This is a genomic window from Arthrobacter sp. 8AJ (genome assembly GCF_902506025.1).
GTDB lineage: Bacteria > Actinomycetota > Actinomycetes > Actinomycetales > Micrococcaceae > Arthrobacter.
In genome coordinates this window covers 2,803,316-2,816,257 of record NZ_LR733289.1, presented here as the reverse complement: position 1 = coordinate 2,816,257, position 12,942 = coordinate 2,803,316, and the positions used below count along the sequence as shown (strand labels likewise).

Sequence of the window (12,942 nt, the reverse complement as noted above, 5' to 3'; positions counted from 1 at the left end):
AGCCTAGTGGACCAGCTCGCCCGGAGCCGGTGCGGCCTGGCAGCGGTTGAGCTTGGCGCCCTCCACGTCCACGTCCGGCAGGATCCGGTCCAGCCAGCGCGGCAGCCACCAGGACTTGGCGCCCAGCAGGTACATCACGGCCGGGACGATGGTCATCCGGACCACGAACGCGTCGAACAGGACGCCGAAGGCCATCGCGAAGCCCAGCGGCCGGACCATGGTGAGGTGGCTGAAGATGAAGCCGGAGAACACGCTGACCATGATGATCGCGGCGGCGGTGACCACGGCGGCCGCGTGCCGGAAGCCCACCCGCACCGCTTCCTTGGCTGACGATCCGTGCATGTAGGCCTCGCGCATACCGGAGGCGATGAACACCTGGTAGTCCATGGCCAGGCCGAACAGCACGCCGATCAGGATGATGGGCAGGAAGCTCAGCACGGCGCCCGGATTGGCAACATCGAAGACGTTCCCCAGCCAGCCCCACTGGTAGACGGCCACCACGGCGCCGAAGGCGGCCGACAAGGACAGCAGGAATCCGCCCGTGGCCAGCAGCGGGACCACGATGGAGCGGAACACCAGCAGGAGCAGGATCAGGGAAAGTCCGACGACGATCGCCAGGTAGGGCGGCAGGGCGTCACCGAGCTTGGTGGAGACGTCCACGTTGCCGGCGGTTTGGCCGGTCAGGCCCATGGCAACGTCGTAGTCGGCCTTGATTTCGGCGTTAAGGCCCCGGAGTTCGTCGACCACCTTGACCGTGCTGGCGCTGGCCGGGCCTTCCTTGGGGATGACCTGGAAGACGGCGGTCCGGCGGTCCTCGCTGAGCGCCACCGGTACAGCGGCCACCACATTGTCCACGGCCCGGAGCTTGTCCGCGATGTCGAACTGCAGCTTCTGCGCCTGGGCCGCGTCAAGGTTCGCGGGGAACTCGCCCACGGCCACGATCGGCCCGGTGACGCCTTCGCCGAAGCTGCGGGCGGTCAGGTCGTAGGCCTGGTAGGCCTCGGACTCCACGGGTTCGGACCCGCCGTCGGGCAGGGCCAGCTGGAGCTGGGTGGCGGGCAGGGCCAGGGTGCCCAGCAGGACGATGCCGGCGGTCAGGGCAACCCAGGGGTGCTTGGTGACCAGGCCGCCCCACCCGTGGGTGCTTCGTTCGCGGTCGACGGCGATATCTGCGGCTTCGTGGCCCGGCTCGGCGTTGTGCGCCTCGGACTTGGCCCAGGCCCGCCTGGAGATGATGCGGCGGCCAATCAGGGACAGCATGGCGGGGGTCAGGGTGATGGCGACCAGTACCGCCACTGCGACGGTTCCCGCGGCGGCCAGGCCCATGACGGTTAGGAACGGCAGTCCCGGGACCACCAGGGCGGCAAGGGCGATGATCACGGTGAGGCCGGCGAAGACTACCGCGTTGCCGGAGGTACCGTTGGCCCGGGCCACGGACTCCTCAGGGTCCATTCCGGCCAGGAGCTGCGTCCGGTGCCGGTTGACGATGAACAGCGAATAGTCGATGCCGACGGCGAGGCCCAGCATGAGGGCCAGCATGGGGGAGATGGAGCTCATGTCGAACAGGCCGGAGAGGGCGAAGGTGATGCCGACGCCCACGCCGACGCCGATGATGGCCATCAGCAGCGGCAGTCCGGCCGCGATCAGCGTCCCCAGCATGAGGATCAGGACCAGCGCCGCGACGGCGATGCCGACAATTTCCGCCGTGCCGAACAGGGCCGAGATGTCCTCGGTGATTTCCTTGCTGGCAAAGGCCTGGACGCCGGCGGAGGACGTCTCGTGGGCGATCTCCTGGACCTGCTTGCGCACCGCCGGGGCGAGCCCGTTGATGGAGGTGTTGAACTGCACCTGTGCCACCGCGGCCTTGTTGTCCTCCGAGACGAAGCGGATGGCGGAGGCCGCCTGGGCCTGGCGCTTGCCAAGTTCCAGCTTCGCCTTGTTGGCCTCCAGTTCCTGGGCGCCGGCGTCGAGCTTGGCCTGGCCGGCAGCCAGCGCTGCCTTTTGCTGGCCCAGCTGGGCCTCGACCACGGCTGCGGGCGCGCCGGCGGCGGTGAGTTGCTGCTCGGCTGCCGCCAGCTGTGCCTTGCCGGCCTCCAGCTGCGCCCGGGAGGCGTCCAGCTGTGCCTGGCCGGCCGCCAGTTGCTTTTCGCCGTCGGTGATGGCCTTGCCGGCCTGGTCCACCTGGGCCTGGGTGGCGAACGGATCCACCGTGCCGCGGACCTCGGGGATGGTCTGGAGTTTCTTCAGCGCATCCGTGACGGCCGCGCGGCTCTCAGCCTTGAACCCGCCGTCGGGGGCTTCGAAGACGATCGTGGCGCTTCCGCCCGAGGCTGCCGGCAAATCCTGCTTGAGCTTGTCCGCGATCCGCTGGGTCTCGGTACCCGGGATCTGGAAGTTGTTGGACAGCGTGCCATGGAAGGCCGCGGCGGAACCGCCAACGGCCACCAGCACGGCAAGCCCGAGGGAGATGACAAGCCAGCGCCGGCGGTAGGAGAACTTGCCGAGGCGGTAGAGGAGGAGTGCCATGCGGGAGGACCGATCTGATCAGGAGGAACGGGTGGCGGATGGGAAAGCAGTGGTGGTGAAGCCGGCGCCCAGCAGGGCCATGGCATCGATCAGCAGTTGGCGGAGTTCCGCCAGGGAGGCGGGTGACAGGTCCGGGCCGCGCCGGCTGAACCAGACCTCCATGGCGGCCTTTCCGCAGGAGATGATGGAGCCGGCCAGGGCGTGGACATACAGCTCGTCCCGCTCCCCGGGGGTGCCGGCGAGGCGTTCGCGGGCCACGGTGAAGACCTGGGCCCGGCAGTGGTCCCACGCCTCCAGTTCCGTGTGGGACATCAGCGGGCTCTGCTGGGTCAGCGTGAACAGTTCAGCCAGGGGCGCGATGGCCTTGGGATCGGCCAGGGCCACCAGTGCGGCCTGGGCCGACTCAAGCATGGGCTCGTCCGCCGGGCGGAGGCGCAGTTGCTGGATGGCGTTGTCCAGGAAGCCATGGACGATGGACGCCAGGGCGGCGTCGGTGCTGCTGAAGTAGTTAAAGAAAGTGCGCCGCGAAATGCCTGCGGCATCGGCGATGTCCTCCACCGTGAAGTTGCCGGGGCCCTTGGAACGCAGGAGTCCCAGGGCGGCATCGGTGATGGCCTGGCGGGTGGCGGCCTTGTTCAGCTCGCGCCGGGAAGGGGCGGCGGATCCGGCGTCCTGCGACGCGTCGGGCGGTGAAAAGGGGCTGGGCACGGCCTTACACTACGTGCAAGTTTGCACTGCATGCAAGTTATCTGCGCGGGGGCTCAGGTGCGGGGGTGTCTCCGGATTCACAGGAGAACGAAAGGTTCCCAACAGCCTTTGCTGAACCTGGTCGCGGATGCTTGGAATGTCCCGCCACCAGGCGTATCACCAGCAGCCGTCAGGCGACGGCGAATCAGGAGACAAGAAATGACACGCACGAAGAAGATGACCCTGGGCCTGTCAGCCGCGGCGCTGGCGCTCGGTGCAGGAATCGGCGTGGCCGGCATGGCCTCTGCCACCACCACAACTCCCGCTCCCACGCCGAGTGCAAGTTCCAGCGCCTCCGCTGACGGCGGCACCGGCACCGGCCACGACGGCATGGGCAGGCATGGCGGCCGCGGCGGCCACGGCATGGAGCAGGCCTCCGCGCTGGCAGCGAAACTCGGTGTGGACGAAGCCAAGGTGACTGACGCGCTGAAGGCCTTCCGCGACGCCAACAAGCCCGCCGCTCCGCCCGCCGACGGCCAGAAGCCGGACCCCGCCGCGCGCGAGGCCGCGCTCGCCAAGTCCCTGGCTGAGTCGTTGGGCATCGATGAGGCGAAGGTGACGGCCGCCCTCCAGGAGATCCGCAGCGAGGAGCAGTCCGAGCACGCCGCCGCGCTCAAGACGCGCCTGGACAAGGCCGTGGCCGATGGAAAGCTGACGCAGGCGGAAGCCGACGCCGTGACCAAGGCGGTCCAGAGCGGGGTGATTGGCGGGGGCGGTCGCTGACTGATGCCGGCCGCTGACTGCTGCCGGCCGGTGAATGGCCGGAGGCACAGCCCATGAAACAAAAAAGACGTCCCCGGGAGGTTTCCCGGGGACGTCTTTCATTGCTGCTGCGCGTTATGCCTTTGCATCCTGCAGTTCGCGGGGTGCGGTGTCGGCGCTGGTGCCGTCCGTGGCGGGGCCACCGGCGGCGGCATCGCTGCCTGTTTCTTCCTCAACAAAGGGCGTGCCGTTGCGGGGGGCGTTGTACAGCGACTCGTCCAGGATGCCCTGGCGCTTGGCCACGATGGTGGGGACCAGTGCCTGGCCCGCGACGTTGACCGCGGTGCGGCCCATGTCCAGGATGGGGTCGATGGCAAGGAGGAGTCCGACGCCGGCCAGCGGCAGTCCCAGCGTGGAGAGCGTCAGCGTGAGCATCACCACGGCGCCGGTGGTGCCGGCGGTTGCAGCGGAGCCGAGGACGGAGACCAGGGCGATCAGCAGGTACTGGCTGAAGTCCAGGTGGATGCCGAAGAACTGGGCCACGAAGATCGCCGAGACGGCGGGGTAGATGGCTGCGCAGCCGTCCATCTTGGTGGTGGCGCCCAGGGGCACGGCGAACGAGGCGTAGGCGCGGGGGACGCCCAGGCTGCGCTCGGTCACGCGCTGGGTCAGCGGCAGCGTTCCCACCGAGGAACGGGACACGAAGGCCAGCTGCACGGCGGGCCATACGCCGGAGAAGTACTGCTTGATGGACAGGCCGTGGCTGCGGATCAGGATGGGGTAGACCACGAACAGCACCAGGACCAGGCCCGCGTAGATGGCAACGGTGAACTTGCCCAGCGAGCCGATGGTGTCCCAGCCGTAGACGGCGACGGCGTTGCCGATGAGGCCGATGGTGCCCAGCGGCGCGATGCGGATGATCCACCACAGCACCTTCTGGATCACGGCAAGGGCTGATGCGTTAAGGGTGAGGAACGGCTCTGCGGCTTTGCCCACCTTCAGCGCGGCGACGCCCACCGCGATGGCGATGACCAGGATCTGCAGGACGTTGAAGCTGACCGACGTGGTGACGGCGCCGGAATCGGCGACGGTGGAGCTGGCGCCCAGGCCGAGGAAGTTCTTGGGGAAGAGGCCTACGAGGAAGGCCCACCAGTCACCGGACTTGCCGGTGTACTTGGCGTCTCCGGCGATGCCGGTGTTGGCGCCGGGCTGCAGCAGCACGCCCAGTCCCATGCCGATCAGCACGGCGATCAGGGACGTGATGGCGAACCACAGGAGCGTGTTCCACGCCAGCCGGGCGGCATTGGATACCTGCCGCAGGTTGGAGATGGAACTGACGACGGCGGTGAAGATCAGCGGAACAACGGCGGTCTGCAGCAGAGACACATAGCTTGAGCCGATGGTCTGCAGCGTGGCGCCGAGGGCGTTGGGGTTGGTCTTGGTACTGCCGGTGTACTTTGCCAGCAGGCCGAGGCCAAGACCCACAATGAGGGCGGCGATGATCTGGAAGCCGAAGGAACCCGCCCACTTGGGGAGCTGGAATCCGGTCTTCCCTGCGGGGGAGGGGGTGCTTGTCTGAGTGCTCACCAGAACAAGCTAGACCTCCGCTAAATATCACGTCGAACCAACATTGAGAAATATTACGCGGCTGGGATGCGGGCCCCAGCCGGAAATCCCCGGAGAATCAGGGATAACGACGGCATTTGTTACTTATTCCCGGCGGGGGTGTGCTTAACGTCTCGTGGTTCGTGGTGTTTCCTGACCGTCAGGTAGAGCCGATGGGCGGTGATCACGATGGCCAGCCACGCGGCACCCAGTGCCCAGGCCGCCAGCACATCGGTGAGCCAGTGATGGCCCAGGAAGACCCTGCTTAGGCCGATCGCGACGGCGAAGAGGGCTGCCGCCGCGGCGGTGAGGATGCGGGCGCGGTTCGAGTGGAGCCGCAGGATGATGAGGTACGCCACGATGCCTGCTATCACCACCGCGTTCAGTGAGTGTCCACTGGGAAACGATGCCGAGTGTTCGTAGGGCGGTACGGCGTCGCTGAGGTCCGGCCGCGTGCGTCCCACGAGGCGCTTGCCGGCGATGGTCATCAGCAGTGAACCCAGGCCCGCGGTGACGATCAGGATGACGGGGGTCCAGGAGCGGCGCCGCAACGCGAGCACCGCCATGATGGCGACGGCGAGGACCGGCATCCCGATGGTCCCGCCAACATCGGTGAAGGCCGTGACCGCCACATCCAGGGCAGGGGTACGGAGGTCCTTGCTGGCCGCCAATACCGGATGGTCAAGTCCGGCCACCCCGTCGGCGGCCACGACCGCTTCATAGACCTCGCTGAACGCGGCGGTCAGGGCGGCGGAAATGACCGCCCCCACCAGCAGCGTCAGGATCAGTGCGCCATGCGGGCCCAGTACCTGGCTGATGCGGTGGACCACTTCCACCAGGCGCCGGCCTGTCCGGGTGTCCCATCTGGTGAGGTCCTTGCCGCCGACGGTCGTGTCCTGGCGCAGTTCCCCACGCACCCCCGTCCCGGCCGGTGTCCCTTGGAGGTTGGTCAACGTCGTCTCCCTGTCCCTGCGGCGGTGCGCGCCACGGCAATTTAGTAAGTAAGCTTATGGATTGCCGTGGGCGCTGTCCACCGAATGCCGGGGGCGCGGTCCGCCGGCCAGGGATCCGGCCGGGGGATGGACTGTCAGCCCAGCAGCGCCCGGCGCAGGGTATCGAGCCCAACAGAGCCGATGTTGAGGGCCCTGGTGTGGAACTCCTTCAGGTCGAACCCGGGCCGTGACTCCAGCTCCGCACGGATCTGTTCCCAGAGCCGCTGGCCAACTTTGTAGGAGGGGGCCTGGCCCGGCCAGCCAAGGTAGCGGGTGAACTCGAAGTTGAGCTGGCCTTCGCTGATGGGGAGGTTTTCCTTGAGGAATCCGTAGCCCTTGTCCGGGGTCCAGGTGCCGGTTCCCCAGCGTTCGGGCATCTCGAGTTCGAGGTGCACGCCGATGTCGAAGACCACGCGGGCTGCCCGCATGCGCTGCATGTCCAGCATTCCCATGTGGTCGCCGGGATCGTTCAGGTAGCCCAGTTCCTGCATGAGCTTCTCGGCGTAGAGGGCCCAGCCCTCGCCGTGGCCGGAGGTCCAGCAGACGTTCCGGCGCCACTTGTTAAGCAGTTCGCGCCGGTAGGTGGCGGTGGCCACCTGGAGGTGGTGGCCGGGGACGCCCTCGTGGTACACGGTGGTGGTTTCGGCCCAGGTGGTGAAGGTGTCCTCGCCTGCGGGAACGGACCACCACATGCGGCCGGGCCGGCTGAAGTCGTCGGACGGGCCGGTGTAATAGATGCCGCCCTCGTCGGTGGGGGCAATCCGGCACTCAAGTGTCTTCATCACCTCGGGGATGTCGAAGTGCACGCCGGAGAGTTCGGCCACGGCTTTGTCGGAGAGGCCCTGCATCCATTGCCGCAGCGCCTCCGTGCCTTTCAGTTGCCGTGCGGGGTCGTTGTTGAGGATTTCCTTGGCTTCGGCAATGGTGGCGCCTGGCTTGATGGCGGCTGCGACCTGTTCCTGCTCCGCGATGAGGCGGTCGAGTTCCTGGACGCCCCACGCGTACGTTTCCTCCAGGTCCACCTCTGCGCCGAGGAAGGACCGGGAGGCCAGTGCGTAGCGGGCCCTGCCCACGGCATCCTTTTCGGGAGCAGCGGGGAGCAGTTCGGTGCGCAGGAATTCCGCCAGGCCGGCGTAGGCCCGGCGGGCGGCGGCAGCACCGGCGTCGAGCTTCTCCTGCAGGGCCGTGGGAAGCGGCCCCGCATCCGTGGCGGCACCCGCGGCCAGTTTTGCGAAGAAGCCGTCCCCGGCGGCGTACTTGCTGACCTGTTCGATGACGATGCGCACTTGGCGGGCAGCGGCGACCTTGCCTGCATCTTTGGCCATGCGCAGGGACTCGGTGTAGCCGCTGATGGCCGCCGGCACGTTGTGTGCGCGCCCGGCGATGTGCTCCCAGTCCTGTTCGGTTCCGGTGGGCATGAGGTCGAAGATGGCGCGGATGTCCTGGGCCGGGGAGGCAATATTGTTCAGGTCCGCATACTCCCACCCGGAGGCATGGATCAGCAGTTGCAGGCCCAACCGCTCCTGCATGGCGTCCAGGGTGACGGCGTCCACGTCGTCCTCCGGCTCCAGGCCTTCCAGCGCAACGAGGGCGTCCCGTGCCGCCTCGGCGAACCCGGCGATGCCGGCAGGGGAGAAGTCCTGGTATTCCGTCTCATGTCCCGGCAGGCCAAGGGTGGTGGCAAAGGTCGGATTGAGCCTGATCAGGGTGTCGGTGTAGTTGTCCGCGACATCGTCGATCCGGGTATGCGGGCGCGTGGCGGGTGCAGTGTCGGTAGTCACATCCCGAGCCTACCGGCCGCATGGACAGGATGTGGAAGCTGTCAGCCCTGGCTGCGTTTCCAGGCTCCCGGTCCGGGCGTGGGGGCAAGCCGCAGCTGCTGCCTCCGCACCCAGTGCCGCACGCTGGCGGTCCTGGCCGGCGCCGGGCTTTCCCCGCTGAGGGAAAGGACGACGGCGGCCAGCGCGGCCAGTTCCTCGGCGTTCGGCTGCCCTTTGACCACAGAGAGCAGGGGTGCGGCGACTGCCGCGTCCGGGGCTTCGGCGGGCTCAGGCGCCCCTGGGGTGCTGATCACAGCGGGATGTTCCCGTGCTTCTTGGCGGGGAGGCTGGCCCTCTTGTCCCGCAGGGCGCGCAGTCCCTTGATGATCTGGAGACGGGTGTCCGAGGGGGCGATGACAGCGTCCACGTAGCCCAGCTCGGCGGCCTGGTAGGGGTTGAGGAGTTCTTCCTCGTACTGCTGGATCACCTGGGCGCGGCGGGCCTCGACGTCGCCGCCGTCCTCGGCAACGGCTGCGAGGTCGCGGCGGTAGAGGATGTTCACCGCACCCTGCGCACCCATCACGCCGATCTGCGCCGTGGGCCACGCCAGATTCAGGTCGGCACCGAGCTTCTTGGAGCCCATGACGATGTAGGCGCCCCCGTAGGCCTTGCGGGTGATGACGGTGAGCTTGGGGACGGTGGCCTCGGCGTAGGCGTAGAGAAGCTTCGCGCCGCGGCGGATGATGCCCTGGAACTCCTGGTCCTTGCCGGGCAGGAAGCCGGGGACATCCACCAGGGTGATGATGGGGATGTTGAAGGCGTCGCAGTGGCGCACGAAGCGGGCCGCCTTTTCCGATGCGGCGATGTCCAGGGTGCCGGCGAACTGGAGGGGCTGGTTGGCCACGATGCCTACCGTGTGGCCCTCCACCCGGCCATAGCCGATCATCACGTTGGGCGCGTACAGGGCCTGCATCTCCAGGAAGTGCCCGTCGTCCACGATCTGCTCCACCACTGCGCGCATGTCGTAGGGCTGGTTGGCTGAATCCGGAACCAGCGTGTCCAGGGCGAGGTCGTCGTCGTCGATCTCCAACTCCTGCTGGTGCCCCAGGACCGGTGCCTCTGCCAGGTTGTTCGAGGGGAGGAAGTCCAGCAGTTCGCGGACGAACTCGATGGCATCTGTCTCGTCCGAGGCCAGGTAGGTGGAGGTTCCGGTGGTGGCGTTGTGCTGCCGGGCGCCGCCGAGGGTTTCCATGTCCACGTCCTCGCCGGTGACGGTCTTGATGACGTCCGGGCCGGTGATGAACATGTGTGAGGTCTTGTCCACCATCACCACGTAGTCGGTGAGCGCGGGGGAGTAGGCCGCGCCGCCGGCGGACGGGCCCATGATGAGCGAAATCTGCGGCACCACGCCGGATGCGTGGACGTTGTTGCGGAAGATGTCCGCAAACATGGCCAGCGACGCCACGCCTTCCTGGATGCGGGCGCCGCCCCCGTCCAGGATGCCGACGACGGGGCACCCGTTGCGGAGCGCGAACTCCTGGACCTTGACGATCTTTTCGCCGTTGACCTGGCTCAGCGATCCGCCGTAGACCGTGAAGTCCTGGCTGTAGACCGCCACCAGGCGTCCGTCCACGGTGCCGTAGCCGGAGACCAGGCCATCGCCCAGCGGCTTCTTCTTTTCCATGCCAAAGGCGGTGGAGCGGTGCACGGCCAGGGCGTCAAACTCAACAAACGAGTCCTCGTCCAGCAGCAGCGCGATGCGCTCGCGGGCAGTGTTCTTGCCGCGGGCGTGCTGCTTTTCGATGGCTTCGGGACCGGAAGGCTGTTCGGCGCGCGCCTGGCGGTCGCGGAAATCGGCAATCTTTCCCGCTGTCGTTGTCAGATCGTGGCTCATCAAGTGTCTCCGGCTCTGTAGCAGGTCAGTTCTGTCGGCTGGCGGCCCGTGTTGTCCGGCGCTTTAAGTAGCATCCACACAAAAGACCAACCCTGCTGGCAAGTCTAGTGACGGTTTGGGCGCCGACGGCTGTAGGGAACCTACAATTTTCTGCGGGTCGAGCAACCCCTTCGCAATGTTACTCGCCGGTAACATAGTTGGGTTACAGTGTTCCCATGACTTCAAGCGACGATGCTTTGCATGCCTCCGAAAGCCCGTACCGGGCCGCCGGCTCCCTGGCGGGCCGGACCATCCTGCTGTCCGGCGGCAGCCGCGGGATCGGCCTGGCCATCGCCCTGAGGGCGGCCCGGGACGGCGCCAATATCGTCCTCCTTGCCAAGACGGGGGAGCCGCACCCCAAGCTTGCCGGAACGGTCTACACCGCAGCCCGGGAGCTGGAGGCGGCCGGAGGCCAGGCGTTGCCCCTGGTGGGCGACGTGCGCAGGGACGAGGACGTGGCAGGCGCCGTGGCCGCCGCCGTGGACCGGTTCGGCGGCATCGACGTCGTCATCAACAATGCCTCCGCCATTGACCTCTCCACCACGGACGCCGTGGACATGAAGAAGTACGACCTCATGCAGGACATCAACGTCCGCGGCACTTTCCTGCTGTCCAAGTTGGCGCTCCCGGCGCTGCGTGCGTCCGGACAGGGGCACATCCTGACGCTCTCGCCGCCGCTGAACCTCCACCCCTCCTGGGCTGGAAAGCACCTCGCCTACACCATGGCCAAATACGGGATGAGCCTGACCACCCTGGGCCTGGCCGAGGAACTGAAGGCTGACGGGATCAGGGTCAACTCACTGTGGCCATGCACGCTGATCGACACGGCGGCCATCCGCAACATGCCCCACGGCGACACCATGGTGCTGGCCGCGCGCGGCCCGCAGATCATGGCCGACGCCGCCCACGCCGTCCTGACCGGAAGCAACCTCGCCGCGGGCGCGCCGCCGTCGGGCAACTTCTACACGGATGAGCAGGTCCTCGCCGCCGCGGGCGTGACCGACTTCCGCCCCTACAGCCTGGGGGCACCGGAAGACCGGCTGGTTCCCGACATCTTCCTCTAGCAGGCCCCCGGCGGTGCCCTGACGGTCTGTTCCGGGACGGCAGGTGGCTGGGAGGGACCCGGCGCGGCTCGGTAGGATCTAGCTATGGATGACGCACATGCACCGGGTTCCCCCCTGAACCGAGGGGACCTGGCCGACCAGCGTTTCCTCGCCGCCACGGGGATCCCCCGGATCGACGTCGTGGACTCCACCGGCTCCACCAACGCCGACCTCCTGCGCGGTGTCACGGTGGACCCCGGGGCCTGGCCGGACCTCTCCGTCCTGACGGCGGAGTACCAGACAGCCGCACGGGGACGCCTGGACAGGCGGTGGGAGGCGCCCCCGCTGAGCTCGGTGTCGGTCTCCGTGGTGCTGCGTCCGGTCAACGCGGAGGGCAGGCCCCTCCCCACCCAGAGCTACTCCTGGCTGTCCCTCATCGCAGCCCTGGCGCTGCGTGAAACACTGCTGGAAACGGCGGGCCTCCCGGCCGAGCTCAAATGGCCCAACGACGTCCTGGTGCGCGGCAGGAAGATCGCCGGCATCCTGGCCCAGCTGGGCCCCATGGTGGACGGCAGCGTGCCCCCCGTGATCCTGGGGACCGGGCTGAACGTCACCCTGCGCGAAAGCGAACTTCCGGTTCCCACTGCCACGTCCGTGGCCATCGAAGGTGCCCGCACCACCGACCGCACCGCGCTGCTGAAAAGCTACCTGTCCCACTTCGCGGTCCTGTACCGCAGTTTCTGCAACGCCGACGGCGACCCGACGGCCGGCATGGCGGGGGGCCCTTCGCTCCACAAAAGAGTGGAGGCCGTCATGGTCACCCTGGGAAAGCAGGTACGCGCGCAGCTGCCCGGCGACCACGAAATCATTGGGCATGCCTCCCGGCTGGATGACTATGGCTCCCTGTTGGTGATGGACCGGGACTCGCACGAGCACGTGGTCACCGCCGGGGACGTGGTGCACCTGCGGCCCTGGACATCCCCGGACGCGCCAAACCAGGGTGGGTATGCGTAAAACCCTCGTGCCAGGGGAGCAGGTCATCGTCACTACCCGTCCGCAGCCGAGGAAGCTTGCCGGAGCCGCCGTGGCCTTTGTCCTGGCGCCGGCACTTGCCGCCTTCGCCAGCGCCTGGGTCATCCGCGGCGGGGCCGCCCGCCTGGCGCCTGCCCTGGGCCGGCAGTGGACGCCCTGGCTCGTGACCGCCTGCGTCCTCGCCGCTGCAGCCGTATGGCTGGGCTACTGCCTGCCCCGTCTGCTGCGCTGGCAAGGCACCCGCTACACCCTGACCAGCCAGCGGATGGTGGCCCGGTATGGCCTGCTGAACCGGCGGGACCAGCAGGTGAACCTGGCGTCGGTGCGCAACCTGACGGTCCATGAATCGCTGCTGCAGCGACTGGTGCGCTCAGGGAATATATCCTTGGAAACCGGGCACCAGGGCATGGTGACCTTTCGCGACGTGCCCGAGGTTGCCCGGTTCCGCGACTTTATCCTCGACGCCATCGGGGAACTGCCGGAGGACAGCGGGACCCAGCCGGGTGGCGCGACGTATTACCCCGCCGGTGCTTTTCCGGAGGACATGAGAGAAGGTGGACGGGATGACCGATGAGGCCCAGCAGGAACGCGTCGAGCGCATC

Annotated in this window: 11 protein-coding genes; 4 read left to right on the top strand and 7 right to left on the bottom strand. The window is 67.7% G+C overall.

Features of this window, described 5'->3' with window-relative positions; all coding sequences use genetic code 11:
* Positions 1–3 precede the first annotated feature (3 nt).
* Together BACI349Y_RS13065 and BACI349Y_RS13060 are read right to left on the bottom strand one after the other, a co-directional pair.
* Positions 4–2,526 (bottom strand): MMPL family transporter, encoded by a 2,523-nt coding sequence (locus tag BACI349Y_RS13065; RefSeq protein WP_159632460.1) that lies wholly within the window; start codon positions 2,524–2,526, stop codon positions 4–6.
* Positions 2,527–2,544: 18 nt separating this feature from the next.
* Positions 2,545–3,234: a TetR/AcrR family transcriptional regulator gene (locus tag BACI349Y_RS13060; protein ID WP_159632459.1), complete on the bottom strand. Its 690-nt coding sequence runs from the start codon at positions 3,232–3,234 to the stop codon at positions 2,545–2,547.
* Between the two features lie 198 nt (positions 3,235–3,432).
* Here BACI349Y_RS13060 and BACI349Y_RS13055 point away from each other — a divergent pair, with 198 nt between their 5' ends.
* A complete protein-coding gene (locus BACI349Y_RS13055; protein ID WP_159632458.1) occupies positions 3,433–3,996 on the top strand; it encodes a hypothetical protein in 564 nt (187 codons plus the stop codon).
* A gap of 114 nt (positions 3,997–4,110) precedes the next feature.
* Here BACI349Y_RS13055 and BACI349Y_RS13050 read toward each other — a convergent pair whose 3' ends face one another.
* The 5 genes from BACI349Y_RS13050 to BACI349Y_RS13030 form a co-directional block, all read right to left on the bottom strand.
* Positions 4,111–5,562, bottom strand: coding sequence for a dicarboxylate/amino acid:cation symporter (locus BACI349Y_RS13050; RefSeq protein ID WP_159632457.1), 1,452 nt, complete (start codon positions 5,560–5,562; stop codon positions 4,111–4,113).
* A gap of 119 nt (positions 5,563–5,681) precedes the next feature.
* Entirely contained in the window at positions 5,682–6,533 is an 852-nt protein-coding gene (locus BACI349Y_RS13045; protein WP_224025505.1) for a phosphatase PAP2 family protein, read from the bottom strand.
* 134 nt (positions 6,534–6,667) lie between these two features.
* The gene (locus BACI349Y_RS13040; protein WP_159632456.1) at positions 6,668–8,353 is read right to left on the bottom strand and encodes a DUF885 domain-containing protein; all 1,686 of its coding nucleotides are present in this window, start codon (positions 8,351–8,353) and stop codon (positions 6,668–6,670) included.
* A 41-nt stretch (positions 8,354–8,394) separates the two neighbouring features.
* The gene (locus tag BACI349Y_RS13035; protein ID WP_159635648.1) at positions 8,395–8,643 is read right to left on the bottom strand and encodes an acyl-CoA carboxylase epsilon subunit; all 249 of its coding nucleotides are present in this window, start codon (positions 8,641–8,643) and stop codon (positions 8,395–8,397) included.
* Positions 8,643–10,226, bottom strand: a complete 1,584-nt coding sequence (locus BACI349Y_RS13030) for an acyl-CoA carboxylase subunit beta (protein WP_159632455.1) — start codon at positions 10,224–10,226, stop codon at positions 8,643–8,645. The genes BACI349Y_RS13035 and BACI349Y_RS13030 overlap by 1 nt, the downstream gene beginning before the upstream one ends.
* A gap of 215 nt (positions 10,227–10,441) precedes the next feature.
* Here BACI349Y_RS13030 and BACI349Y_RS13025 point away from each other — a divergent pair, with 215 nt between their 5' ends.
* The 3 genes from BACI349Y_RS13025 to BACI349Y_RS13015 all read left to right on the top strand — a co-directional run bounded on the left by BACI349Y_RS13025 (position 10,442) and on the right by BACI349Y_RS13015 (position 12,914).
* Entirely contained in the window at positions 10,442–11,329 is an 888-nt protein-coding gene (locus BACI349Y_RS13025) for an SDR family oxidoreductase (protein ID WP_159632454.1), read from the top strand.
* Between the two features lie 84 nt (positions 11,330–11,413).
* Positions 11,414–12,322: a biotin--[acetyl-CoA-carboxylase] ligase gene (locus BACI349Y_RS13020; RefSeq protein ID WP_159632453.1), complete on the top strand. Its 909-nt coding sequence runs from the start codon at positions 11,414–11,416 to the stop codon at positions 12,320–12,322.
* Entirely contained in the window at positions 12,315–12,914 is a 600-nt protein-coding gene (locus BACI349Y_RS13015; RefSeq protein WP_159632452.1) for a PH domain-containing protein, read from the top strand. The genes BACI349Y_RS13020 and BACI349Y_RS13015 overlap by 8 nt, the downstream gene beginning before the upstream one ends.
* Positions 12,915–12,942 lie beyond the last annotated feature (28 nt).